The 25,575-nt window shown below is 71.5% G+C and carries 17 protein-coding genes; 9 read left to right on the forward strand and 8 right to left on the reverse strand.

What is annotated here, in order from left to right; genetic code table 11:
* Positions 1–27: 27 nt before the first annotated feature.
* A complete protein-coding gene (locus tag J7523_RS01100) occupies positions 28–1,098 on the reverse strand; it encodes an AAA family ATPase (RefSeq protein ID WP_363266348.1) in 1,071 nt (356 codons plus the stop codon).
* Positions 1,099–1,169: 71 nt separating this feature from the next.
* On the opposite strand from J7523_RS01100, the gene J7523_RS01105 reads away from it, so the two are divergent.
* The 3 genes from J7523_RS01105 (at position 1,170) to J7523_RS01115 (ending at position 5,924) form a co-directional block, all read left to right on the forward strand.
* Entirely contained in the window at positions 1,170–1,820 is a 651-nt protein-coding gene (locus tag J7523_RS01105; RefSeq protein ID WP_291881305.1) for a hypothetical protein, read from the forward strand.
* Positions 1,817–3,802, forward strand: a complete 1,986-nt coding sequence (locus J7523_RS01110; RefSeq protein WP_291881306.1) for an ATP-binding protein — start codon at positions 1,817–1,819, stop codon at positions 3,800–3,802. The genes J7523_RS01105 and J7523_RS01110 overlap by 4 nt, the downstream gene beginning before the upstream one ends.
* 115 nt (positions 3,803–3,917) lie before the next feature.
* Complete coding sequence (locus tag J7523_RS01115; RefSeq protein WP_291881308.1) at positions 3,918–5,924, forward strand: hypothetical protein; 2,007 nt, start codon at positions 3,918–3,920, stop codon at positions 5,922–5,924.
* Between the two features lie 558 nt (positions 5,925–6,482).
* Here the strand turns inward: J7523_RS01115 and J7523_RS01120 are convergent.
* The gene (locus J7523_RS01120) at positions 6,483–7,145 is read right to left on the reverse strand and encodes a hypothetical protein (RefSeq protein WP_291881310.1); all 663 of its coding nucleotides are present in this window, start codon (positions 7,143–7,145) and stop codon (positions 6,483–6,485) included.
* Between the two features lie 358 nt (positions 7,146–7,503).
* On the opposite strand from J7523_RS01120, the gene J7523_RS01125 reads away from it, so the two are divergent.
* Complete coding sequence (locus tag J7523_RS01125) at positions 7,504–9,645, forward strand: DEAD/DEAH box helicase (RefSeq protein WP_291881311.1); 2,142 nt, start codon at positions 7,504–7,506, stop codon at positions 9,643–9,645.
* Between the two features lie 211 nt (positions 9,646–9,856).
* Here J7523_RS01125 and J7523_RS01130 read toward each other — a convergent pair whose 3' ends face one another.
* The 4 genes from J7523_RS01130 to J7523_RS01145 all read right to left on the reverse strand — a co-directional run bounded on the left by J7523_RS01130 (position 9,857) and on the right by J7523_RS01145 (position 14,768).
* On the reverse strand, positions 9,857–10,915 hold the full coding sequence (locus tag J7523_RS01130; RefSeq protein ID WP_291881313.1) for a hypothetical protein: 1,059 nt from the start codon (positions 10,913–10,915) through the stop codon (positions 9,857–9,859).
* 250 nt (positions 10,916–11,165) lie between these two features.
* Positions 11,166–13,172, reverse strand: a complete 2,007-nt coding sequence (locus J7523_RS01135; protein ID WP_291881315.1) for a zinc-dependent metalloprotease family protein — start codon at positions 13,170–13,172, stop codon at positions 11,166–11,168.
* Positions 13,173–13,739: 567 nt separating this feature from the next.
* Positions 13,740–14,240, reverse strand: a complete 501-nt coding sequence (locus tag J7523_RS01140; protein ID WP_291881317.1) for a DUF6584 family protein — start codon at positions 14,238–14,240, stop codon at positions 13,740–13,742.
* A gap of 75 nt (positions 14,241–14,315) precedes the next feature.
* Positions 14,316–14,768 (reverse strand): hypothetical protein, encoded by a 453-nt coding sequence (locus J7523_RS01145; RefSeq protein ID WP_291881319.1) that lies wholly within the window; start codon positions 14,766–14,768, stop codon positions 14,316–14,318.
* A gap of 220 nt (positions 14,769–14,988) precedes the next feature.
* Between J7523_RS01145 and J7523_RS01150 the strand changes: the two genes are divergently transcribed.
* Positions 14,989–15,258, forward strand: a complete 270-nt coding sequence (locus J7523_RS01150; RefSeq protein ID WP_291881321.1) for a dihydrofolate reductase family protein — start codon at positions 14,989–14,991, stop codon at positions 15,256–15,258.
* A gap of 35 nt (positions 15,259–15,293) precedes the next feature.
* Here the strand turns inward: J7523_RS01150 and gdhA are convergent, their stop codons facing one another.
* Positions 15,294–16,634 (reverse strand): NADP-specific glutamate dehydrogenase, encoded by a 1,341-nt coding sequence (gene gdhA / locus J7523_RS01155; protein WP_291881323.1) that lies wholly within the window; start codon positions 16,632–16,634, stop codon positions 15,294–15,296.
* A gap of 235 nt (positions 16,635–16,869) precedes the next feature.
* On the opposite strand from gdhA, the gene J7523_RS01160 reads away from it, so the two are divergent.
* Together J7523_RS01160 and J7523_RS01165 are read left to right on the forward strand one after the other, a co-directional pair.
* On the forward strand, positions 16,870–18,972 hold the full coding sequence (locus J7523_RS01160) for a RecQ family ATP-dependent DNA helicase (RefSeq protein ID WP_291881324.1): 2,103 nt from the start codon (positions 16,870–16,872) through the stop codon (positions 18,970–18,972).
* A gap of 296 nt (positions 18,973–19,268) precedes the next feature.
* Complete coding sequence (locus J7523_RS01165) at positions 19,269–20,915, forward strand: M15 family metallopeptidase (protein ID WP_291881326.1); 1,647 nt, start codon at positions 19,269–19,271, stop codon at positions 20,913–20,915.
* Positions 20,916–20,930: 15 nt separating this feature from the next.
* On the opposite strand, the gene J7523_RS01170 is transcribed toward J7523_RS01165, so the two are convergent.
* Positions 20,931–21,890, reverse strand: coding sequence for an AraC family transcriptional regulator (locus J7523_RS01170; protein ID WP_291881328.1), 960 nt, complete (start codon positions 21,888–21,890; stop codon positions 20,931–20,933).
* Between the two features lie 140 nt (positions 21,891–22,030).
* Between J7523_RS01170 and J7523_RS01175 the strand changes: the two genes are divergently transcribed.
* Together J7523_RS01175 and J7523_RS01180 are read left to right on the forward strand one after the other, a co-directional pair.
* A complete protein-coding gene (locus J7523_RS01175; RefSeq protein WP_291881329.1) occupies positions 22,031–22,723 on the forward strand; it encodes an NAD(P)-binding oxidoreductase in 693 nt (230 codons plus the stop codon).
* Between the two features lie 149 nt (positions 22,724–22,872).
* The gene (locus tag J7523_RS01180; protein WP_291881331.1) at positions 22,873–25,458 is read left to right on the forward strand and encodes a cellulase family glycosylhydrolase; all 2,586 of its coding nucleotides are present in this window, start codon (positions 22,873–22,875) and stop codon (positions 25,456–25,458) included.
* Positions 25,459–25,575 lie beyond the last annotated feature (117 nt).

Below are 25,575 nucleotides of genomic sequence, written 5' to 3' on the forward strand. Positions count from 1 at the left end.
GTCGATCTCCTTCGGTGGGTTGGGTGGTCACCACCGCTCCAATACCGGTCCATCGGGGACCGGGCTGGGCGGGGGCGTCAAGGGGCGCGGCGTCATCTGTGGACGCAGCGGCGGGATGGCGGGCTGCGGACTGGTCGGCGGGAGGAATGGCGGAGGCTCGTCGGGGTGGTGTGTGGCCCAGGTCTCGTTGGCGGAGGTTTCGACGTGGATGGTGGCGACGATCCGCTCGAGGAGTTCGCGCGCGGTCTCGGGCTCGCCGCCGGGCAGGCAGTCGGGGTCGGGTCGGTCGGTGGCGACGTACAGGCGGTTGAGCTCGCGGCCGCGGCTAACGGCGACGTAGAGGTCTTCGCGGCCCATGCCGGCGGTGACGACAGTGTGGGTCTCGTCGACGGTCATCCCTTGGGACCGCGCGGTGGTGGTGGCGTAGCCGAGCTCGACGGACTCGTCGACGTAGGCCCCCGGCAGTCGCAGCGTGCCGGCGGCCGGATCTCCGACGGGCACGACGCGCAGGCCACCGCCCGGGAGGACCTCGGTGATCTGCCAGAGGTCACCGTTGCGGACGAACCCGTCGCTGGTGCGCAGGCGCCGGTTGTTGCGGCGAGTGACGATGCGGTCGCCGACGCCACCGGTCAGTCCGTCGCTATGCGTGACGCCAGTGGTGCGAGCGGCGCCGGTTCGGATGCGTTCGGCGCGGACGCGGGCGTTCAGCTCGTTCACGGTGCGCCGGTCGGCGGCCGCGAGCAGGACGGTTCTTCCCTGTGCTTCAGCCGCCGTCGCAGCAACGAGTGCGTCGTCCAGCATGACGTCGTGCGCACCATGGCTGACCCGACCGTGCTCGATATAGGCGTCCAGCGCGGCGGAATCGCCGTGGCGCAAGTCCAAGGTCGCGCGCGCCTCCCACGGGTGGCTGAACCGCCACAGGGTTCGCAGCTCAGCGGTGGGTCCGCGGCGGGCGAGCATCCCGAATGCACCGCCCGCGTCGACGGCGCCGCGTTGCAGGTGGTCCCCGACAAGCAGCACCTTCGCCTCGGCGGCGCCCGCGTGGTTGATGAGAGTGGCCAGACGTTTTCCAGCCCGGATCTGGTTTGATCGCTTCAGAGCGCACCGCTCGGCGGTCGCGTGTCAACGGGCTACCAGGGAGGAACTGCATGGGCGGTTCAACGACGCGCATGCAGGACGCTGTCCGGCTCTTGATGCTCATCGAGAAGGCGGCCGAGCCGGTCACGGCAGATGACATCGGTGGTGACGGGGCGCTCGCGACGGCTGTTGGTGTCGTTCGTTCACAGGTTCGCCTGCAGAAGCTGGACTTCTGGGTTCGGAACCCTGACTACCTCGCGAATGAGCTATTGAACGACTACGTAGATGGGGACCAAGACCCGACACTCCTCCAGCTTGCTGGCGAGATCCTTGACAGCGAAGAGCCGGAGCTTCGCAGGTATCCCATGCTGCGGTACCTGTTCGGTGCCTACGAGGACCTGGATGATGCGCTCGCCGTCCTCCGACAGGCGGACCTGGTGGTCCGTCGCCGGAAGGGCCGTCCGGGCCATGTAGTCCGGACTGACTATTTCCTGCTGGAGGCTGGCCGGGAAATGACTCTCCGCATATGCCGAGAATTCGAAGACTTGGCTTGGTACTCACACAGGGCGACTTTAGTAGTGGAGTTGGCGGGTGGGCAGGGTGCGACACAATTGAAGGACCGTCAATACGTTCAGGAGGAATACTTGAAGACACCCAACGGTGCACGTATTCCGTCCATAACGGAGCGTGCCCGACAGCGCTTGGCAGAGATTCGGGCTGGAGCCGGGGGTGCGGTGGCATGAGCATTCCCAGCCCGGGAGATCTGAGCAGGACCATTGCCGCGAAGGCAAACGTCGACGTCAGCACTGTTGAGACGGTCCTCAAGGCTAACGGCGTGACTTTAGTGCCTGTGCCGCCAGCTCGGCGCCGCCTGGACATTCGGCGGTTAACGTTCTCCGGGACGCGTAGCCGCACGCAATGGGACGGTCCATTCGCTGCGCAGTTCGAATTTTCGGACGGGGTTACCGCGCTAATTACGAACGAGAATCTACGGGGGAAGTCGTCGGTGCTCGAACTTATCACGTGGGCCCTGCGCGGCAGCCCGCGCAAACTCCGGGCAGACGTGCGCCTGTGGTTCGAACGCATCGTCCTGGAATATTCAGTTAATGACGTGCCGATGGCGGTCGTAATAACGAAGGGGGAGTCGGGGTTCCTTGCTGACATTCTCCGCGCATCGGATGCCGACGAGCTTGCCTCCCATTTAGCCGGGGAGGAGCCTTCTGGCTCTGTCCACTACATTTCGACCGGCTTGTCAGAACCCGAATTTCGCGAACAGCAGGATCAGTTGATGCTGTCGCTGCTGAGCCTGGAGCCCATAACCAACTTCCAGAGGCGGAAGGATAGCGACCAGGGCGACACGCGAGACAACACGTGGCCCGCTTACTTTGGGGGTATCTACCTTCCGCCAGCCGGTTCGGAGATTCTGTTTGGCGACGTTGTATTCGCCGCCTTGCCTGCTCGCATTCTACAACTCTTTTGTAATGTTCCGCTCATGAGCACCCAGATTCGGCTGGCGACGCTCGAGAAAGTCATCAGACAGGGCGAGTTGAATCAAAATCGACGCATAGCGGAGGATGCTGCAGCGCGATTTCAAACGCGGCGAGACCTCGTGGTCGAACTCGAAGCGGTGAACGCAAGGCTCGCGGCGCTTCCAACAGCGACAGGCCGCTCGTACGAGACCATCGCCGCCGAGCTGCGGCGAGCTGAACGCGCTCTCGACACCGCTTCCGCTGACGCGCGAGCCACGGGAGCCACGTTCAACGACGCCAGGAGTGCCCGTCAGGCCGAGGAGCAGCGGACGAACAGCCACCGCGAGACGGTGCTCGCGGAGATCTTGTTTCAGGGGCTCAGCCCGAAGCACTGTCCTCGGTGTGAGCAGGAGTTCGAGACTCAGCGCGTAACGCGCGAGGAGGACCTCCACGAGTGTTCCGTATGCACGAAGCCGTTCCTGGTCGGCGAGGTCGACACTGGAGACGTGGGTGAGCCTGAGGTATTCGGCGACGCTCTCGCGGCGCTGAAGGAGGCCGAAGAGGCCGCGGGCCTGAGCGCGGAGGCCGCCCGGACTGCGGCTGATGACGCGAGTGCCGTGGTTCAGGATCTGGCGCGCGCACTCGCTGCCGCTAGTAGGGCCGATGAGTTCACGGACCGGATGAGGTTGCAGCTCGAGCAGGCGCGGTTGTTGGGCAGGCTCGAAGGCATCCCTGAGGGTGGCGTCGAACAAGAGCCCTCCGAGTCGCTCCGAGTGATCGAAGCTGCGACGAAGATCCTGACCGAGATCACCGGCGCTGCGGCGCACGAGATGTTCGAGGACTTGAACACCGAGATCCTGACATTGGGCAGGAAGTTCAGTATCGAGAACCTCGAGAAGGTCGAACTGAGTCGCCAAGGAGGAATGCAAGTCACAACGGCGGGGGCTGAGGTGCCGTTCAGCAGGGTGACAGGCGGTGAGCGGCTGCGTCTTCGCGTCGCGGTCATAGTCGCCCTTCTCCGTGTGGGAGCGCGGTCTGGTGTCGGCAGCCATCCCGGCCTGATCCTTCTTGACTCGCCTGGGTCAGACGAGCTCACCGTGCACGACGAGGCAACTCTCTTGAAGGAGCTTGACTCATTGAAGGAAGAGCTCCCCGGACTGCAGGTGGTCATCGCGTCGGCGGAGCCGGCTGCGGTCGAGGGGCACCTGCCTCCCGACCACATCTATTCGAACCTCGAGGGCGGACCACTGTGGTGAGGGCGCCGCTCCGGTAGCGACTATCAGTCGCACGATCGGCTCACGCCGGTGCGTCATCCGAAGGGGGTTTGCGCGCCTACTAGCCCGTCATCATTCACTCTTAGGAGGTCTGGTCGTGTCGCTCCAGGACGTGCTGGTCGAGCGCGCTGTGCCCGGCACCTCCGAACTGGACGCGTTGGTGGCCTTCGGCGATGAGCTGTACGGGCGTTTGGAGCGCGCCGACCTTGACGACGCTGGAGCCGTTGCCACCGCGGCGCGGGAACAGGCGCCGGAGTTTGTGGCTCTGGCGGAAGCGGCAGCCCGCGCCGAAGACCCCCATGCCGCTGAGCTCTTGGCTGTCGCCGCTGCGGCACTGCCATTCCTTCGGAACCTCGTATTCGTCGACGCAGCAGATGTTGCTTTGTCTTCCCCGCACTTCCGGGCGGCCCAGGGGCGTCAGCTGGCAGGTTCGCTCGCTGAGCGCATCGACGAGACCCGTGGCGCGGAAGGCTTGCAGGCGTATTGGTACCTCGAAGCTCTAACACGCTTGGGTCTGACCGAAACGTCGGCTCGTTTCCGAGCGCTGGATGTGCTTTCGTCTATCACTCTCGATGACGCCGTCGAATTGCTTGAGCGCCTACCTCGTCTTGTCGGCCTGGCGTTCGATCAATGGCGGGAGGACGCGCTCGAAGGATTGCTCTACATGCTGGCCGAGCATCCTGAGGCGCGCGCGGACGCACTGTTCGAGCTCGGCCAGGCTCAGCTTCGCTCGGCCCTGGAGCAAGACTCCCTTGAAGGCATTCTCACGGGCGTTGCGGCGGCCCGCGATCAGTTCACCTCCGCCGAGAGCCTGGATGAGGCGCGAGATGACGCCACGATACTTCGCGCCGCACTCGAGGTGCTGACAGCGTTCGCGCAGGCGCCCGCGCAGACAGGTGACGAGGCGGCGGAATCCTTAGCAGTGCTGTCCGCGGCCATGAACCGACGAACTGCATTCACGACGCGCGATGCGTTGGGCGGCTGGGCGGCACCACGTCGTCAGGCCGAGGTCGAGTGGTACACCCTCGCCGGCAAGTTGAGAGTCGCGACGGGGCCGCTCGCTCAGGTCTCCTGGTTGACGCCAGTGGAGACCCTGACGCAGGTGCTCGCTGTCTATCAGGCGTCGCGCTCTCTGACAGTGGTGTCGGCTGAAGGACTGCGGATCGTACTGGAGCCGACGGTCGAGGCCGCCTTCCTCCGCCGTGAGGGACTTCTGGAGCACCTACAGGCTGCGTTGCAGGCAGACGTCCTGCCAGAGGACGAACGCAGGGCCGCGGAGGCCCTCCTTCGAGGGGTCGAGTCCGGCGGGCACTCTCAAGGCGGTGATGCGATGGGAAAAGTACTCGCGGCGGCCCCGGCGTTGGCCGCCGAGCTTGGTCTGGCTGGTGCGACACGTCTCGCTGACCAGCTCGCGAAGGCGGTTGACGAGTCACCTGAGCTCGTCACGTGGATGAATGAAGAGGCAGACGCGCGGAGGCGCAGTTTGGCGCGTCGCCGCGATCCGGTCGTGGATGACCTCCTCGATCGAGTCGTCTTGTCCCTGGGGGCCGCAGAGGACTTTCGGGGCACCGCGCGTGAGGAATTTATCGAACTGGTAATGGAGGTTCTTCGGTTTGCCGCTGACCGGGCCGATGTCGGTCGGGAGTCAGGGGGGGATCCGGTCGCCTACCTGTTCCCGCCCGCGGCCGGAAAGGGAGCCTTTACAGAGGACTACCTGCAGCGCGACGTGTACTCGTGGTTGTGTAGCTCGGGCTTCCGCAACTCAACCCGGATGGAGGAGCGCGACATTGCCGCTGGACGGGCAGATGTCAGTGTTCAGCGTGTTGAGCATCGGTTCGTGATCGAGGTGAAGCGCGAGTTGTCCGATGCATCGCATGCGGCGCTGGTCGGATCCTACGGACCGCAGACGGCCGGGTACACGGTGGTGGGCCCCGGATTGTCGATAGCCCTCGTGCTCGACCTTACGAGCCACAGAGGAGGGGTTCCGAGCTTGAAAGACTCAGTGTGGGTCGATGAGGTTCCCATCCAGGGCGGCACGGCGAGGCGTGTGGTGACAGTCGTAGTGCGGGGGAATCGGCCAACACCTCGCCAAATCCGGGCCTGAGATTGCTAAGCGGGCCGCGATCGTCTACCGGAGGTCGGTGCGGCTGGTTCACTCGAGGAGGTGGAGCGAGCTTGGTTATCCCGAACGGCTCGCGCGATCGGGTCGGTCCATGGCGCAAGCCGCTCCGATAGCCTGTGCCGTCACGCAGTCGACTCAGGCGGGATCCGAGAACGCCGGTCGCCAGCACGGTGCCCTGAGTGTGTCGCCACCGTCGACGTTGGCTTAGGCTCGCAACGCGGAGCCGAAGCGTGCGACGATTTGCGCCGTGCATGCGACTGGAACCAGAGCGTTCGGGTCGCGTGGTCGGCGCTCGCCTGCTGACGCACCCTGGCGCGCCGTGGTCAGCACGTGGTCAGCAACGATCTGAAACTGGTCGCGAGGATCGCACTGCACGCATGTAGTTCTGCATTTCAGCGCCTTACGGCGGCATCCGCGTCGAACTCCTAAAGCGGGTGTCGGCAGTTCGAATCTGCCCAGGCGCACAGTGTGTTGGTGCAGGTCAGCGCGAACTACGGTGCGACTGGTGCCATCCGTGCGACCGCGATGTCCGGTTCGCGGTCAGGGAACGTCTGACGGGACTCGATGCCCAGCCCACCGAGGAAGTGGCGTTCCGGGGTGGAGTACGGCGACGTCATCCGCGGACGGCACCAGCACGCCGCCCGCGGAGTCGCCCATGATGACGTCGACCCGATCGTGCTCGCCGTGGATGGTGACGTGCGGGCACCACAGCGGAGGACCGCTCCGGTCTGCCCAGGGCACGTAGTGCAGGTCGACGCCGGTCACGTGGGTCCCCGCCATGCTCGTCCAGCCGGGAGATCGTTCTTGGACGTCCCAGATTGCCACGTCCGCCTCGACGCTGACTCCGCTCCCGAGCAGGGGGACGGGCTGCAGGCCGATGCCCTCCTGGTGGCCGGGCGGGTCCCAGGTGAGCGAGAAGACTGCGCCCGAGTGGGTCACGATCTCGAACCCGTGGTCCACGGCGTCGAACCCGTCGTTGAGCCAGTTCGGATCGGTCCACTCGGACGGGTCGACGACGGTGCGAGGGCCGGCGCCCTCCAGCTCGGGATGCAGCTCGGAGCGGCGATGGTCCAGGTCGAAGTAGCGGACGGTGCGGATCCGTTCACCCACGAGCGCGCCGGCTTCTCGCCGTCGCGCGTCCGCCTGTGACTGCGAGGTCGCCCAAGACCACACCCGGCGCAGTCGGCGGGATGCGATCTCCATGGAGACACGGTGACGGCTGAGGAGGCGATCCGTCTCTGTCCTCGCGTGACTCGCGACACGACTGCTCGGAAGGGCAGCACTTTGCCGGAGGACCGGGACGAGGTCGTGCAAAGATGAACCGCGGTATCGAGAAGGCCCGCAGCAAGGCCGCCGAGCCAGCCGCGAAGACGGGCGAATGCAGGTCCAGGTGACCTGAACGCATCCGCTGCGAGGCGTCGAGGGGCGCGTCCGGCACTGCCGGACGGACGACGCCGGTCGCTGTCGGTGCATGCGCGTGCCTGGGGGCCGCGTCGGTGGGGATGCCGCGCTGCGGCTCGGCGCGTTGCGCCGGGGTCGCGGCGTGGACGAAGGAGGAGAAGTGGCAGCACCAGCCCGGCGCCGGTCCGGTCGTCCGCGCACGGACACCGGCACGGCCACCCAGCGCCGCCCCGCCCAGCGCAGTCTCATCGAGGTGCTCGCCGATGTCGCGCGCGAGGTCGAGCGGGTCGTGCAGCGGCCGCCGACCAAGCCGGCGATGCGCACGAAGTTCCAGGTCGTGGCCCTGCTGGTCCGCGAGGAGCGGGCGCGCGTCATGGCGGACACGACGCTGAGCTCGTCGCGACGTGGCGAGCAGCTCAAGCGGCTCGACGGCCTCGCGACGCAGCTCGCCAAGACCGCCGCGCGCGACACGTCGCTGCTCCAGCTGCTCAGCGAGGACGCCCGGGTCTCCGACGCGGCCCGCGACTACAAGGCGACGCTCATGCGAGCGGGCGGCGTCGAGCCTCCCGACGAGCCCGAGCCGGCACCCGCACCCGAGAAGACCGCCGCGTCGCTCACGGTCACCGCCCATCAGGTGGTGCCGCAGTCGGTGCGCGCTCGTCAGCTGGCGAACCCGTTCCTGGCACCGGACTTCGAGGCCGCGGCCGAACGCAGCGCCAAGGCCCGTCGTCTGGCCGGCTGGGAGCTGCTCGACCCGCTGTTCGAGTCGTTCGAGCGCGCCGCGACCGGCCAGCCCGCCTGCATGGACCTGCCCGAGCCCCGCCCCGTCCCGCTGCCGCTCGGCCGTGAGCTCATGCCGCACCAGGCGCAGGTCGTCGCGGCCACGGCCCGCGGGCACCGCACGTTCCTGCTCGCCGACGAGCCCGGACTCGGCAAGACGGCCCAGGCCCTGCTGTCCGCGCAGGCGGCCAACGCGTACCCGCTGCTCGTCGTCGTCCCGAACGTCGTCAAGACGAACTGGGCGCACGAGGTCGGACTGTGGACGCCGCTGCGTCGGGCGACCGTGGTGCACGGCGACGGTGACGAGGTCGACGCCTTCGCCGACGTCGTGATCGTCAACTACGAGATCCTCGACAGGCACGTCGGCTGGCTCGGGAACCTCGGCTTCCGCGGGATGGTCGTCGACGAGGCGCACTTCATCAAGAACAAGTCGTCGCAGCGCTCGCAGAACGTGCTCGCGATCGCCGAGCAGATCCGCACGCGCACGGCGCGACCGCTCATGATGGCGCTCACCGGAACGCCGCTCATCAACGACATCGAGGACTTCCGGGCCATCTGGCAGTTCCTCGGCTGGATCGACGACACCAAGCCGCTCGGCAAGCTCATCACGACTCTCGAGGACACCGGCCTTACGCCCGCCGACCCCGGGTTCTACGCCGCCGCGCGGTCGAGCGTCATCGACATGGGCATCGTGCGCCGTCGCAAGGTCGACGTCGCCGCCGACATCCCCGCCCGCCGCGTCGCCGACCTGCCCGTCGAGCTCGACGGCGCCGTGGGCCGCTCGATCCGCGCCGCCGAGGCCGCCCTCGCGGAACGCCTCGTCGAGCGCTACCACTCTGCCGTGACTGCGCTCGGCATGACCCCCGACGGGATCGACCTCGACCTCGCCCGCCGCGTCGCCGCCGGGGAGCTCAAGGACTCGAGCGACAAGGCCGGCGGCGAGAACGTCTTCACGATGGTCCGCCGCATCGGTCAGGCCAAGGCCGGCCTCGCCGCCGACTACGCGGCGCAGCTCGCCCGCAACGTCGGCAAGGTCGTGTTCTTCGCCCGGCACGTCGACGTCATGGACCAGGCCGAGAAGAGCTTCGCGGACCGCGGCATCAAGTACGCCTCGATCCGCGGCGACCAGACGACGAGGACGCGCAACAAGAACGTCGCCGCGTTCACCGACGACCCCGACGTGCAGATCGCCGTCTGCTCCCTCATGGCCGCCGGTGTCGGACTCAACCTGCAGGTCGCGTCGAACCTGGTGCTCGCCGAGCTGTCCTGGACCGACGCCGAGCAGACCCAGGCCATCGACCGCATCCACCGCATCGGCCAGGACCAGCCCGTCACCGCCTGGCGCATCATCGCGGCGCAGACCATCGACGCGAAGATCGCCGAGCTCATCGACAGCAAGTCCGCGCTCGCCGCCCGGGCGCTCGACGGGGCGGACGTCGAGGAGGGCGCGGCGACGGACGTGCAGCTCGAGGCCCTCGTGGGGCTGTTGGTCGACGCACTGGCGGCGGAGGGCGTGGGCTGAGTCAGGGCAGGACGTCATGGCGCATCCCGGGACCGTCTCGTTCCGGCTCTGGCCGCCCTCCGACAACCCGCTGTGCGTCAGCTTCTTGCGCTCTACCTCGGGTGGGAGTTGCTAGCCCGCACGTTCTGGGGGCTCGTGCTGTTCCCCGCCGCGGTGCTGCGGCAATGAACGAGTCCAGCCGTCGTCCGGCGGCGGTCCAGCGATCCGGCCCTCAGGGGATGGGTCGGATCGCGGTCGCCTCGGCTGCTGCGGTCGTCCGGAAGGCCTTGGCGTAGAGCTCCATGGCTGCTGCCTGTGCCCTCGCGAGGTCGTGCGCGAGTGCTGCCGACTGCGCCTCTCGATGCTCCGGGGACCAGTCCGGAACCGGATCGGGCGCAGGGCGGACGACGACGTCGAACTCGAACTCCGACCTGATGCTGGGTCCGTACGCGCAGACGGCTGCCGGGCACCACACGTCGAGCACACCGGTGCCGTCGTCGATGGCGACGCGGGAGCCCGCGCCGGAGCCAGCCAGGCTGGTGACGAGCGCCCGCACCGTCGCGACCGGTGCGTCGCCGGCGGCGGCTCGTCGCAGGAGGTCCGCGATGGTCGACGTCGCACCACGCAGTCTTCTCGTCTCGGGCGTGAGCCCGTCCGCGAGCAGCCAGTGCTCCGGCCACGAGCGGACGCCCTCGTCGAGCTCTCGGGCGTACCCGAAGTGGAGAAGCGGCTGTGCGTCCGACAGACGCACGTTCAGTGCGTCCTTCCAGCGGCCGTCAGGGTCGAACTCGACGTAGGAGTGGGTCTCCAGCTCATGGCGGACGAACTCGTCGAGCTCGATCATCGTGGCAAGGAGGTCGACGTACGCCGCGAGCGTCGGGAAGCAGATCGTGAACGGCGAGCCTGCGTACGCCCAGTCGAACACCGGTCCGCCGCTCCCACGGCCGTCCTCCAGCTCGACGAAGAGGAAGCCCCAGCTCTCGTACGCGACCGGGAAGAGCAGGCGCGGCGTCATGCCGGGGCTCTCGTCACGGTGCGTCTTCCACGTCCGCAGCGCGAACGCGGCGTCGGTCGGGCGCGGGTACGGCGCGACGGTGATGGATGCCGGGTCGACCCGCTGCCAGAACCGCTCGAGGTCCGCAGGGAGGACCAGCGGCGCGATCTCGGCGCGAATCTCGGCGAGGACGGCGCCGACGTCCCCGGCGGGTCGGATCGGCGGCAGGCCTGCCGCGTCGTAGGCGGCCACCAGACGGTCCAGGGCGGCGTCGATCGACTGCGGGTCGTTGCTCACTACAGAGATCTCGGCGGATGGGGCGGCGGAGTTGAGCGGGGACGATCGGTGTGTCAGCGACATGCGTCTCGCGCCTGGTGGCCTGAGCCCGTGGTGCCGCGCAGGGCCCCCGATGGCCTCGATAGAGGTGATCGCTTCGTCGACGACGTCGAGCGTGCGCCCCGCGAACCGTGCGGACGGGCCGCGACGGCGGGTGATCCCGTCGTCGCGGCCCGTCGGCTCGCCACGCCCCGAAGTCACGAGTCTCGGCTCACCAGACCCGGCTGACCGAGTAGGCGAGCGTGTCGTCGTGGAACGTCACCTCGTAGATGGCCGGCCCCTGGGTCAGCGGGATGGTCGGGCCGCCGGGGTCCGCGGTCCCGTCGGCACCGACGTCGCCGAACGTCGTCGTGCCGGTGCCGTCCACGTCGAACAGGTACTCCTCGACGGGGTGGGCGCCGAACGCCATGGTGTGCCGCCAGGTGTGGTCGGCGACGAGCTCCATGGGAGCGGCGGCCCACTCGGTGCTGGTGCCACGCAGGGTCATCATCGGGTAGTTGCTCGCGTACCCGCCGCCCGTCGTCACCGGCGTGACGGCGTACGCGAGCGAGTCGAGGTCGACGGTGATCGTGTACGTCCCGGCGTCGGGCACGACGATGTCCGGGGCGCCCTGGTCGAGGACGCCGTCGGGCTGGAGGTCGCCGTACGTGACGCCCGACGGGCTGACCGTGACGCGGAACCGGCCCCACGGACCGGAGAAGGTCTCGTCGGCCGTCCATGTGTTCGCGGTGCCGGGGACGCGGGTCATCGGGCCGGGCGCGCCGCTGTTGAACGTCCCGAACAGCACGGGCTCCTGCGCGACGGTGCCGAGCTCGACGTGCACGGTCGCGCCGTCGGGCCCGACCGACTCGGTGCGGATCGAGACCCCGGCGGCGCCGTCGGTGAACGTCTGGCCGACCTGGAGCGGTGCGTCGGAGAAGTTGCCGTCGGGCGTCGTGTCGACGAGCTGGGTGGTCCATTGGTCGGCGCGGCGGATCTCGACGCCGTTCAGGAGCGCGGGGTAGTCCTTCACCTGTGCGTCCCAGAACTGGCCGAACGGCTGGCGGACGTCCACGTCGTACGTCGCGCCCGACGGGAGCGGGATCCTCAGGACCTGCGACCGACTCGTCGTCACCTCCGACGGGGCGATCGTGTAGTCGCCCGACGCCGTCACGGTCGTGATGCCGGACGGGGCGATCCAGCCGAGCCGGGCTTTGTAGCTCGCCGAGTACTGGAACCCGATCCAGTTGTTGCCCATCGTGTCGAACGGGTCGCCGTACTCCCAGATGCTGCACGACCCGCCCGTCACCTCGAGCGACGTCACCTGCCCGTCCGGACCCGTGCAGTAGAGCGACTGCGCGTGGCTGAGGCCGAGGTTGTGGCCGAGCTCGTGCTGCAGGACGGAGCGGGTGCCCCAGTCGCCGGCGTACAGGTTCACCGAGACCTGCCCGCCGACGTACGCCCAGCCGCCGAACCAGCAGCCGCGGTCCGCCGAGTCGAGCACGTACGCGACGTGGTCGTACGCGCTGAGGTCGAGACCCGCGGCCGCCAGCGCGTCTTGCCCGGCCTGCGCCTCGTTCCCGCACGCGGTGTCGGCGGGGATCGTCAGGGAGCCGACGACGTCGCCGTCCGTCCGGTCCCGGCCGTGCAGCTCGAGCTGCGAGAACGAGCTCTCGCGGAAGAACGCGGCGACGGAGTCGTCGGCCGTGAAGACGTTCCGGCGGGCGTCGTCGGGGCTCCACGGCGCCGGGCCGGCGGGGCCGAGCTGGAGCAGGACGACGGCGACGGTGCGGGTGGTCGTCGCCGCGGCGGCCGGGGCGGGCGCGAGCTCCGTGACGGCGGTGCCCTCGAACGTCGAGGTCGCCTCGGGGGCGGCCGGCGCTTCGGAGGTGGCCGTGCCGGTCACCGTGACCTTCTGGCCGGGGGCGACGTCGTCGAACAGGTCCGGGGCGCCCTCGACCTGCACGCTCGTGCCGTCGGCGAGGCGGACGAGGTCGTGGTCGGCGTCGGGAGCGGTCGGTGCCGCAGCGGTGGTCGGGCCGTCGACGAGCGGGTCGACCTGCAGCCGTTCGTACGTGCCGGTCAGCTTCTGGGTGCTCGACGGCGGCGCGTCGGCAGCTGCGGACCCGGCGCCCGCGATCGCGCCGGCGAGGGCGAGCGCGGCCGCGACGGCGACGGCGACGGCGACGAGCCGAGCGCGGACGCGTGGGGGAGGGGCGTGGACGTGTGTCTGGTGCATGGCGAGCTTCCGATCTGGTGGACGGTGCTGCGGTGCACGGCCGACCCGGGCGGGGGCCGTCGGACGCCCCGAAGACCGAAGCCGGTCGCGGCGACGGCGTGGTCGCGCGACCGGCCTCGATGCCGGGACGCAGTGGTGGGCGGACCCGGGGCGCGTCCCCGGGGCGCGGAAGGTCGGGAATTGCCGCCTACCGCTGAATCAATGGACGACGGGCTGGGGCGTTGTCGATTGCCGTGAATGCGCGCACAGCCGGGTCTTCGGCCGCACCACGCGCGACACGCGACGGGGCAGGGTGACGAGCGAGTGGCCGGCGCAGTCTCCTCGTCATGCGCTCTCCACCTGCGGTTTCTCTGCGGGACGTGCGCAGGCCACGATGGGCGAGCAGCGGCTCCTCACCGATCTGGGAGCGCTCTCATGACCGCGCACAGGAAGTTTCGTCCGGATCGTTGACACGTGTCAAGAGATCACGGTGCCCTTTGGGGCAGAATTCGCCCTACCCGGATGGAAGGCTGATTCGCGGCCCCAGCGACGACCCGAAGGCGGACGCGGCGGCGACCGTCGGCCGCGCTAGAAGATCCAGCCGACGACGGTCACCGCACCGATGACGACCAGCGCGACCAGCACGAGCACGGCGGCGGAGCAGCCGACCGCGAACAGCCGGTCCGACGCGGGCTCCGTGCCCCGACCGCGGTCCGACCAGTCGAGCGTCTTGCCGGCGGCAGCCTCGGCCCGCGACCGGACCTCCCGCAGCCGCTGCTCCGCGAGCCCGTTCGCCGCCAGGTCCTCCGCCCCGCGCCAGCGGAGCCCGCGCATGATCCGCCGCGGGTCGTCACCGCAGGCGCGCTCGAACGCGGCCACCTCGGCCGTGTCCCGCTGCTCGCTGAGGTACGACCAGCGCCCTGCCTCGACCTCGTCGCCGTCGAGCCGGCAGACCTCGGCCAACCGCTCACGCGCGTCGAGGCTGTGCGGAAGGCTCTGCACGAGGCTCGTCAGGCGGGTGCGCGCCATCGCGACGTCGCCCTTGCGCAGGTCGTCGTCGACCCTCGCCAGGGTCCGCTCCACGGTCACGGCCGTCACCCTAGGCGCGGGTCGACCGCGCTCGGGCCATGAATACGACGTGCCGGGCCGTTCCGGTCGAGTGCGTCAGTAATGCGCCATGACCTGCCGCAGCGGGTGTCCGACCGCCGCGGCGACGGTGTTCAGCTCGTCGGCGGACAGCCAGCTGCGGTCCGGGTTGAGCACCGACAGCTCGACGCTCGCGAAGCCGGCCGGCCAGTCATACACCAGGTCGTCCAGCGTGGTCGCGGCCCCGCAGCATGGGGCCTCCACGTCCAGCGTCACGAAGTCGTGCTCGTCCCGCCGCGCCATCTGCTCGGACCACCACTCGAGGTCGAGCTCGGCGTGGCAGGCCGGGCAGCCGATCCGCTCGAGGTTGGCACCCTGGTCGATGAACGTGACCATGCCGTACACCTCGGCCGCGATCTCCTGGGCGCTCGGGGCCAGGACGCGGAGGGTGGCGACGGCTCGGTCGGCCTGCTCGGACGTCGGGAGCCAGGTCCGGTCGGTCGGGAAGAGTCGCAGGTAGTTGTCGCTCATGTCAGCCGCCTCGTGGTCCCGTCTGCCGTGCGCCCGCCGTCGCCGTCGGACGCGCGAGCGCCGGGAGCATGCCCTTCGTCGACGAGGTGGACGGTATCGGTCGCGTGGGCGCGGCCCCAGCACGCTCGCCGTGCGGCGGTCTCTCGCGCGTTGTCGGATCAGGACGGCGCTGCTGTTCGCCGAGTGCTGGGGCGTGCAGGAACACCTGACGAGCCCGCTCGTGAGGTCGCTCAACGGGCGGCCGAAGTTCGTCGCGTCGAACACGATCACCGCACCGCGGTGGGCGGGCACGACCGCGTCGGGCGATCTCGAGAAGGCCGTGTGCGACCTCAAGGCGACGCCCGGTGGTGAGCTCCAGGTGCACGGGAGCGGTCAGCTCATCTGGTGGCTGCTGCAGCATCAGCTGGTCGACGAGATGGCGCTGATCGTGTGCCCGGTGAGCGGATCACCGTGCAGACCTTCCGGCCGCAGGCCGCCCGACGCACCGTAGTCGGGTCCCGCCGGGCGGGCGCCCGGGTGGGGGTCTCAGACGACGCCGAGCGCCAGCATCGCATCGGCGACCTTGATGAACCCGGCGACGTTCGCGCCGACCACGTAGTTGCCGGGTGCGTCGTACTGGTCGGCTGTGGCGAGGCAGCGGTCGTGGATCGAGTGCATGATCCCGGCGAGGCGCTGCTCGGTGTAGTCGAACGACCACGAGTCGCGGCTGGCGTTCTGCTGCATCTCGAGCGCCGACGTGGCGACACCGCCGGCGTTCGCGGCCTTGCCGGGGGCGTACAGGACCCCGGCGGCCTGCAGAAGCGCCGCCGCTGCCGGGGTGGTGGGCATGTTGGCGCCCTCGACGACGGCGACGAGGCCCGACCGGACGAGCGCGGCGGCGTCGTCCTCGTCGAGCTCGTTCTGCGTGGCGCAGGGCAGCGCGATGTCGGCGCCGACCTCCCACACGCGTCGGCCGGGCACGAACGTCGCGGACCCGCCGCGCCGCTCGGCGTAGACCGAGACGGGCATGCGGTCGACCTCGCGGGTCTGCTGGAGCAGGGCCAGGTCGATGTCGGCCTCGTCGACCACGTACCCGGTCGAGTCCGAGCAGCCGACGACGTTCCCGCCGAGCTGCTGGGCCTTCTGGATCGCGTACTGCGCGACGTTGCCGGTGCCGGACACCAGCACGCGGCGCCCGTCGAACGACTGACCGCGGGTGGCGAGCATGCGCTCCGCGAACAGGACCGTGCCGTAGCCGGTGGCCTCGGTGCGCACGAGCGAGCCGCCCCACGTGAGGCCCTTGCCGGTGAGCACACCCGACTCGTAGCGGTTCGTGATGCGCTTGTACTGGCCGAACAGGTAGCCGATCTCGCGCCCGCCGACGCCGATGTCGCCCGCCGGGACGTCGGTGTGCTCGCCGATGTGGCGGTACAGCTCCGTCATGAACGACTGGCAGAACCGCATGACCTCGCCGTCGGACCTCCCGCGCGGGTCGAAGTCGGAGCCGCCCTTGCCGCCGCCGATGGGCATGCCCGTGAGGGCGTTCTTGAAGACCTGCTCGAAGCCGAGGAACTTGATGATGCCGAGGTACACCGAGGGGTGGAACCGCAGGCCGCCCTTGTACGGGCCGAGCGCGGAGTTGTACTCGACGCGGAAGCCGCGGTTGATCTGCACCTGCCCTGCGTCGTCGACCCAGGGGACGCGGAAGATGATCTGGCGCTCGGGCTCGCACAGGCGGCTGAGGACGGCCCCGTCGACGTACTGGGGGTTCTTGCGGAGCACGGGCTCGAGCGAGTCGAACACCTCGCGCACGGCCTGGTGGAACTCCTGCTCACCGGGGTTGCGTGCCAGCACCTGGGCGAGGACGGTCTCCAGCTGGTCCTTCATGCGTCTGCTCCCGCTCGTCGCGCGCCGACGCTCCCTCTGCGTGTGGGCGCTGCCTGATGTCCAGGCTCCACCCGCCCGGCTGCTCCCGGGTGGGCCGGTCGTCACGCACCGGGGTCCGTGACGGTGTGATCTCCGCCGCCCGGACGGACGACCTCCACCCTAAGACGGTCGCCCCGGGCACCCGGACGTGCCTCCGTCGGGAGGCCGTGTCGGCGGGGGCTGGCAGGCTGTCCAGGTGACGCAGACCGACCACACCGTGACGGCGGACGCTGCCCTGACCGTCCTGCGCCGGCTCGTCGGCGACCCGGCGGCCGTGTTCCACGACGGGCAGCTGGAGGCGATCGAGGCCCTGGTCGACGACCGCCGCCGCGCGCTCGTCGTGCAGCGCACCGGGTGGGGCAAGTCCGCCGTGTACTTCGTCGCGACGATGCTGCTGCGCGAGCGCGGCGCCGGTCCCACGGTGCTCGTCTCGCCGCTCCTCGCCCTCATGCGCGACCAGGTCGCCGCCGCCGAGCGGGCCGGGGTCCGGGCGCTCGCGATCAACTCGACGAACGCGCACGAGTGGGAGGACGTGCTCGCGGCGCTCGCGGCCGACGAGGTGGACGTGCTGCTCGTCTCGCCGGAGCGGCTCAACAACCCGTCGTTCCGGGAGGAGCAGCTGCCGACGCTCGTACGACGGCTCGGGATGCTCGTGGTCGACGAGGCGCACTGCATCAGCGACTGGGGGCACGACTTCCGGCCCGACTACCGCCGGTTGCGCGACCTCGTCGCGGCGATGCCGACGGGTGTCCCGGTGCTCGCGACCACGGCGACCGCGAACCGCCGGGTGGTCGCGGACGTGGCGGAGCAGCTCGGCACGGGAGGGTCGGACGTGCTCACCGTCCGCGGCCCGCTCGCGCGCGCCTCGCTGCGGCTCGGCGTGCTGCGGCTGCCGGACGCTCGGACGAGGCTGGCGTGGCTGCTCAGCCACCTCGCCGACCTGCCCGGATCCGGGATCATCTACACGCTCACCGTCTCGGCCGCGGAGGACACCGCCCGGCTGCTGCGCGACGCCGGCCACGACGTGCGGGCGTACACGGGTCAGACGGACCCGGCCGACCGGGAGGCCGCCGAGGCTGCGCTCAAGCGGAACGAGGTCAAGGCGCTCGTCGCGACGAGCGCGCTCGGCATGGGCTTCGACAAGCCGGACCTCGGGTTCGTGCTGCACCTCGGCGCCCCGTCGTCGCCCGTCGCCTACTACCAGCAGGTCGGCCGCGCCGGGCGGGCGACCGCGAGTGCCGACGTCCTGCTGCTGCCGGGGCCCGAGGACCGCGACATCTGGCAGTACTTCGCGACGGCGTCGATGCCGGACCGGGCCAGGGCCGAGCGGGTCATCGCCGAGCTGTCGGACGAGCCGCTGTCGACGCCCGCGCTCGAGGCGCTCGTCGACATCCGGCGCACGCCGCTCGAGCTGCTGCTCAAGGTGCTCGACGTCGACGGTGCCGTGCGCCGGGTGCGGGGCGGCTGGGTCGCCACCGGCCAGCCGTGGACGTACGACGCCGACCGCTACGCACGGATCGCCGCCGCCCGGGTCGCGGAGCAGGAGCACATGCTCGAGTACGAGCGGACCGACGGCTGCCGCATGGAGTTCCTGCAGCGCAGCCTCGACGACGAGACGGCGGCACCGTGCGGGCGGTGCGACTCGTGCGCCGGCGCGTGGTACCCGGTCGACGTGGTCGACGGCGCGGCCGCCTCGGCGGGGCGCGCGCTCGACCGGGTCGGCGTGCCGGTCGAGCCGCGGGCGCAGTGGCCGGTCGGCGCGGACCGGCTCGGGGTGCCGGTGCGCGGCCGGATCGCGGTCGAGGAGCGTGCGTCCGAGGGGCGGGCGCTCGCGCGCCTGACGGATCTCGGTTGGGGGAACGCCCTGCGGGAGACGTTCGCCGCCGGGACGCCCGACGGGCCGGTGACGCGGGCGATGCTCGACGGCTGCGTGCGGGTGCTCGCGCAGTGGGGCTGGGAGGAACGGCCGACGTCGGTGGTCGCGATGCCGTCGCGGCGGCACCCGCTCCTTGTCGACTCGCTCGCCCGGGGCATCGCCGACGTCGGGCGGCTGCCGTACGCGGGCGCGCTCGCGGTGCGTGACGGCGGCCCCACCGGTGAGCCGGGCGGCAGCAGCGCGTTCCGGCTCGCGGGCGTGTGGCAGCGGTTCGACGCCTCGGGCCTCACGCTGCCGCCCGGGCCGGTGCTGCTCGTCGACGACCTCGTGGACAGCCGGTGGACCGTGACCGTCGCCGCCCGGGAGCTGCGGCTCGCAGGTGCGTCGGAGGTGCTGCCGTTCGTGCTCGCGCTGCGGGGCTGACCGTCCGTCCCCGCCGCTCGTCCCCGAACGATGCCCGATCGGGAGGTATCAGCGGAGCCGTCGTGCCGTCCATTCATCCTGTGGGCGGCGTCGAGTCACCCTCCGTTCGTGACCGTCGCGCAGCGTCCTGCACGGCCGTCGCGGCGAGCCCCCGGGGTCGGTCCGCGACCTTCACCCCCGGCAGGGGTCGCCCCGCGCCGGGAGGCAGTGAGAAGGTCGACGGACGACGCACCGCAGAGGGGTCCTACGTGCTCGTGAACCGGCCCAGGAGCAGGCGCGCGTACCGTGCGCGCCCGATGTCGGTGCGAGCCCACGACTCCGTCGTCGCCAGGTGCGGTGCGGTCGTGCTGGCGGCTCTCCTCGCGGGCGCGCCGGTGCTGCTGTCGCAGGGGGTCCCCCCGGTCGAGGCGGCCGACATCCTCGCGGTGCGCGACGGTGTGCCCGCGCACCTGCCGACCACGCGCAAGCAGGTGGCTCCCGACGTCAACCCGTTCGCGGCGCAGCAGGCCCTCGCGCGGCTCGACGACCGGCTCGCGGCGGTCGAGACCGCGACCGCGACGCTCGTCGGCCACCCGCTGGCCCCGGCCGCCCCCGAACCGCCCGTGCAGGTCAGCCGCGTGGTCCACGCGGGTCCGGTGCCGCGCGCCGACGTGCAGGTGCGTCTTCAGGACGAACCGGAGGACGAGGCGGCGGCCGACGCCCCCGCCGAGCCGTTGCACTGGACAGGTGAGCCGGAGCAGCTCCCGCCCCGGGTGGAGGACGCGCGGCAGGAGGTCGTCACCGGCGACCTCAGCAGCGCGATCCGGGCGGTCGACGACGTCGAGGACGGCGTGCTGCTCGTCGCGACCGACCTCGCCGACGCATCGGCCCAGAGCGCCGCGCTCGCGCGCCAGCTCGTCCCGACCGACCCGCACGTGGCCCTCCTCGACACGGCCGTCGTCGCCTCGCACGCCGCGGCCGACGCCCGTGACGTGGTGACCGCCGCGACGACCGCGACGCAGGCGCGCGACGCCGCGGCCGGCGTCACGCTCGCCGCCCGGGTCGCCGCGCAGAGCGCCGACGAGGCCCTCAAGGCCGCGATCGCCCGCGCCGAGCTGCAGGCGCACTCGACCGACGGGTACACCAACGGCAACATCCCGCTCGAGGTGCTGTGCCCCGTCGCGTTCGCGCCCCGGCACCACCTGCGCTGCGACGCCGCCGAGGCGCTCGTCCGGATGAACGAGGCGTACCGCGCGGCGTTCGGCCGCGACATCGCGATCACCGACTCGTACCGCTCGCTCGAGGCCCAGGTCCGCACCAAGGCGGCCAAGGGGTCGCTCGCCGCGACGCCCGGCACGTCGAACCACGGGTGGGGCCTCGCGATCGACCTCGGCGACGGTGCGAACTCCTACCGGTCGGCCCAGTACGCGTGGCTCAAGGCGTACGCGGCCCTGTTCGGCTGGCACCACCCGTCGTACATGGACGAGGGCGGTCGCGGCCCGCACGAGCCGTGGCACTGGGAGTTCGGCACGATCGACGACCGCGGCACCGGCACGTCGGCCCCGATCCTCGTCAACGGCGAACCGAACGCCGCGATCCCGCCCGTGCCGGTCGACCCGGCGACCACGGAGACGACGGACGACCCGACGGCGGAACCCACGCCGACGCCGACCCCGACGCCCACGGTGACGCCGACGCCCTCGCCGACCGGGTCGCCGACCACCACGCCCGAGCCGACGCCCAGCGGGTCGCCGAGCGCGTCGCCGAGCCCGGATCCGAGCACCGACCCCACCCCCGACCCGACCGGGACGCCGACCGACCCGCCGACGGGCTCGCCGACGGACCCGCCGACGGATCCGCCGACCGACCCCGCGACTGTCCCGACGGGCCCCGCGTCCGAGCCGTCCACACCGGCGCCGGACCCGACGGACCCGACCGGCACGACGCCGACCGCACCGGCCTGACCCTCACGGTCAGGGTCAGCTCCGCGCCCGGCGGGTGCTGCCAGGTCGGACCCCGACGGTCCGCGTGTACGCGTGGCTGAACGCGGCCTCGGACTCGTAGCCGAGCGCGGCGGCCACCTCGCGGACGGTCGCGCCGCCGTGCGCGAGCCGGTCGGCGGCCACGTGCATGCGCCACCGGGTCACGTACCGCATGGCGGGTTCGCCGACGACGTCGGTGAACCGGGCCGCGAAGCTCGACCGGGACATCGCGGCCTCCCGGGCGAGCGTCGCGACGGTCCACGGGCGGCCGGGGTCGCGGTGCACGGCGGCGATGGCGGCGCCGACCTGGGGGTCGCGCAGCGCGCCGAGCCAGCCGGTGCGGGCGTTCTGCGCGTCGAGCCAGGCGCGCACCGCCTGGATGACGAGGATGTCGGCGAGGCGGGTGGTGACGGCCTCGCCGCCCGGGCGGGCACGTCGGAGCTCGTCGGTCATGAGCGCGAGCGTGCCGTCGATCCACGAGGGTGCGTCGGGCGTGGCACGGTTCACGTGCACGACGGGCGGCAGCAGGTCGAGCAGGGGCCGCGACGCGGGGCCGTCGACGCCGAGCACGCCGCAGACGAGCTCGGTGCGGGGGCCGGGCCCGTGGTGCCGCAGCACCGAGTAGTGCTCGGTGACGTACTCCTGCGGAAGCTCGTCGACCCGCCCGAGCGACGGCGTCCCGGGGGCGCTGAGCAGCAGGTGGCCGCGGCCGTGCGGCACGAGCGCGAGGTCCCCGACCCCCAGGCGCACGGGCGGCTCGCCGCCGACCTCGACCCACGCCTCGCCGGCGGTGACGACGTGGAAGCTCACGCAGTCGGCGAACGCGGGCATCTCCACGGCCCAGTCGCCGTCGGCCTCGGTGCGGCAGTAGAAGAACCCGGTGATGCGCAGCCGGTGCAGGGCCTCGCCGACGGGGTCGGCGGGCGCCCAGGGCGGGTCGACGACGAGCTGGCTCATCTGGCCCTCCGCAGCGGACGAACGTCGGACGATCCGACATGTTCCGCCGACGTCGGATCATAGACCGTCCAAACGGAGCCTGGTGGGCTGAGCACAGAGCCGGCGCACACCGCGCGGCTCCCGCACCCCGGAGGCACACCATGAAGGTTCTCGTCGTCGGTGCGACGGGCGGCTCCGGCCGCGCCGCCGTGACCGCCCTCGTCCGTCGCGGTCACGAGGTGACCGCCCTGTCCCGGCACGCCGGCACCCTGACCGCCGACCCCACCCTGCGCGGCGTCCGCACGGTCGACGGCGACGCGACCGACCCGGCCGTCGTCGGACCGCTCGTCGCCGGGCAGGACGCCGTGGTCGTCACGCTCGGCATCAGCGAGAGCGCGATCCGCGTGCGCCTGCGCGGACCCGCGGGCACCGCGCCCGACGTCCGTTCGCGCGGCACCCGCACGGTCGTCGACGCGATGCGTGCGCACGGCGTCCGGCGGCTCGTCGTCCAGACGTCCTACGGCGTCGGCGAGACCCGCGACCGGCTCTCGACGGCCATGCGCGTCGTCTTCGCGCTCCTGCTCCGCCCGCAGATCGCCGACACCGAGGTCCAGCACGCGCTCGTCCGGGACAGCGGCCTGGACTGGGTGAGCGTGCAGCCGGTCAACCTCACCGACGAGGCCGCCGACGAGATGCCGTTCACGTCGACGACCGGCGACGTGCAGGGGTACAAGGTCGCGCGGGCGCGCGTCGGGCAGTTCCTCGCGGCCGCCGTCGAGGACGACCGCTGGGTGGGGCGGAGCGTCGCCCTGTCGGGGGTCGCCGACGCGTCGGTCGCGCGGTCGCGCGCCTGACCGCTGGGCCGTTCGGAGGGACTTCCTGACGTCCCGGCGGCCAGCGGTTACGCTTCGCGATCACCATGCCCGCCCGGACAACGCCGTCTTCGCGCCGCCGACGCCCTCTCCTCCTGCGCCCGGAGGTGCGGGCGTCCGCGGCTGCCACGGTGGTGCTGCTCGCGTTCGTCGGTGTGCTCTCCGTCGCCGACCCGTCGGGCCTCCTCGCGCCCGTCGGTGGCCGGGGGATGCCGCTGCTCGGCACGGGCGGCGCGTACGGCTGGGCACCCCTGCTGATCGGGCTGCCCGTGCTGCTCGGCGCGGTCGTCGTGCCCGTGCTGGTCGTCGCCGGACCCGGTCGGCCCGTCGTGACCGGCCCACGCGTGCTGGGGGTGACCTCGGTCGCGGCGGTCGGTGCGGGGGCGCTGGCCGAGGCTGCCACGGCGATCGTCGCGGCCCTGCCGATGGCGGGGCCGCACCTGTCGCCCGGGTCGGTCGTGCGGTTCGCGTTCGCGACCAGCGGGTTCGCGGCGCTCGAGCTCCTCGTGGTCGGGCCGCTCGCGGGGGTCGCGGCGGCGCTCGCGTTCCGGTTCGGCCCGCAGGACGAGCTCCGCGGCGACGGCCCGGTCGGCCGGGCGACGGCCGCGGGCAGCACCGCCGAGGTCGTCACCACCGACGGCACGCCGCTCGTCCCGCCGCCCGCCGTCCGCGTCGCGTTCCCCGTCGTGGTCCTGCTGGTGGTCGTCTCGCTCGCCGCCGTCGGCTTCGCCTCGACGTCCTGGCGTGGCGGCCCGGTCGGCTACGCGTTCGCCGGCCCTCTCGTCGCCCCCGCGGCCGCGGCGGGCGTGCTCGGGCTCCTCGCGGGGACGGCAGTGCTCGTCGGTGCGTTCGCGTGGGTGCTCCGCTCGCTGCTGCGCCGGCTCGACGACCGTGCGGTCCCCGCGTCGGTCGCCGTGTGGCTCGCCGCCGTCGTGGCCGGGCTGGTCCTCGGGGTCGTCGACGCGGTCGTCGCGGCGCTCCCCGGAGCGGCCGCGCTCGAGGGTGCGGCGCCGAACGCGGTGCCGGACGCGTGGTGGGCCGCGACGGCGTTCGTCGCGATCGCGACGGGGATCGGCTACGGCGTCGCGGTCGGCCTGCTCGCTGCCCTGGCGACCGGGCTGGCGTGGCCGTGGCGGGAGCGGCTGCTGTCCACCGCACCGCACGTGCGCTCGCGGCGGCTCGCCGGCGCTGCCGCGGCCGTGCTGCTGCTCGGGCTCCCGTTCGTCGTCCCGACGCCCGCGCAGGCCGGGCCGCAGCGGACGACGCCGACCGCCGTCACGGACGCCATGCCGCGGCTGCAGCTGCTGCCCGCGGACGAGCCGGGCGGACTGCCGACGATCGGCGACGAGTCGGGGCGGCAGGTGGTGCTGCGCGGCGTCAACGTCAACCAGCTCATTGACTACTACCTCAAGGACCCCGACGTCCCTGCGACGGGGGCGCTCACGGACGACGACTTCGAGCAGATCGCCGCGATGGGCTTCGACGTGGTGCGGCTCGGGATGTCGTGGTCCCGGCTCGAGCCGCGGCGCGGCGAGATCGACGAGGCGTACCTGCGGCAGGTGCGCGCTGCGGTCGCGTCGGCGAAGGCGCACGGCGTCTACGTGGTGCTCGACATGCACGAGGACGCGTGGGGCAACGCGATCGCGCGGCCCGACGCGACGTGCGGCGGCGGCACGACGCCGACGACCGGCTGGGACGGCGCCCCGGCGTGGGCGACGATCACCGACGGGACCGCGCACTGCCAGTTCATGGCCCGCGACCTGGCTCCGGCGGTCGCGACGGCGTTCAGCAACTTCTACACGGACCGCGACGGCATCCAGACCGAGCTCGTGAGGACCTGGGCGGAGGTCGCGCGGACGTTCGCGGGCGAGCCGGCCGTCGCGGGGTACGACCTGCTCAACGAGCCCGGGATCGGCTCGATCGCGCCCGTCACCTCGGGGCTGCTGCTCGGCCGGTACTACGACGCGGCGATCGACGCGATCCGCGCCGCCGAGCAGGACGCCGGCGGCTTCGCGCACCTCGTCTTCTTCGAGCCCAGCGTCCTGTGGTCGGGGCTTGCGTTCGACGTCACGCCGCCGCCCGGGTTCACGGACGACGACCAGCTCGTGTTCGCGCCGCACCCGTACAGCGAGTCCATCTCGATGGACCAGAGCCTCGGGTTCACGCTCGTATCCATCGAGCGGAACCTCGAGGTGTCGTCGCGCGCGGCCGCGGGCTACGGCGCCGCGCTGTGGGCGGGGGAGTGGGGCTGGTTCGGCGACCCCGACGTCGACGGCGCGAAGGTGCAGCGGTTCGTCGCGGCGCAGGACCGGCTGGGCATCGGCGGGGCCTTCTGGGTGTGGCGGCAGGGGTGCGGCTCGCCGGAGACGGGCTCGGACGCGACGTCGTCGGGCAACCTCGTGTCCGTCGACTGCGGGACGGGGGAGCTGTCGCCGCCGCCCGCCGGGTTCGCGACGCCCCTGAGCCGCGCGTACCCGCGTGCGTTCCCGGGCCGGCTCGACTCGCTCACGTCGGGCGCGAGCGGGCGGGACCTCGAGCTCGCGGCGACGGTCGTGCAGGACGACGTGGGCTGCGAGCTCGACGTGTGGGTGCCGGGTGACGCGTTCCCGCAGGTCAGGACGACGGGCGTGGTCGACGCGACGACGACGGAGGTGCCCGGGGGCTGGCGGGTCACGGGGTGCGCGGCCGACGCGTACACGGTGTCGGTGACGTCCTAGCGGGGGGTCGTCCGTCGGCTGCGCCGCCAGGCGCGCGACTCGCGCGAACGCGGGTATCGCATCGATTCGATTTCCATGATCAAATCGTTTCGTTCCACCGCCGACCTGTCGATACGG

This window comes from Cellulomonas sp., from assembly GCF_017744555.1.
Lineage (GTDB): Bacteria > Actinomycetota > Actinomycetes > Actinomycetales > Cellulomonadaceae > Cellulomonas.

Coding starts and splice junctions, on each gene's coding strand:
- J7523_RS01105 (WP_291881305.1), top strand. CDS start 1,170: ATGCAGGACGCTGTCCGGCTCTTGATGCTCATCGAGAAGGCGGCCGAG.
- J7523_RS01110 (WP_291881306.1), top strand. CDS start 1,817: ATGAGCATTCCCAGCCCGGGAGATCTGAGCAGGACCATTGCCGCGAAG.
- J7523_RS01120 (WP_291881310.1), bottom strand. CDS start 7,145: ATGGAGATCGCATCCCGCCGACTGCGCCGGGTGTGGTCTTGGGCGACC.
- J7523_RS01135 (WP_291881315.1), bottom strand. CDS start 13,172: ATGCACCAGACACACGTCCACGCCCCTCCCCCACGCGTCCGCGCTCGG.
- J7523_RS01145 (WP_291881319.1), bottom strand. CDS start 14,768: ATGAGCGACAACTACCTGCGACTCTTCCCGACCGACCGGACCTGGCTC.
- gdhA (WP_291881323.1), bottom strand. CDS start 16,634: ATGAAGGACCAGCTGGAGACCGTCCTCGCCCAGGTGCTGGCACGCAAC.
- J7523_RS01165 (WP_291881326.1), top strand. CDS start 19,269: ATGTCGGTGCGAGCCCACGACTCCGTCGTCGCCAGGTGCGGTGCGGTC.
- J7523_RS01170 (WP_291881328.1), bottom strand. CDS start 21,890: ATGAGCCAGCTCGTCGTCGACCCGCCCTGGGCGCCCGCCGACCCCGTC.
- J7523_RS01175 (WP_291881329.1), top strand. CDS start 22,031: ATGAAGGTTCTCGTCGTCGGTGCGACGGGCGGCTCCGGCCGCGCCGCC.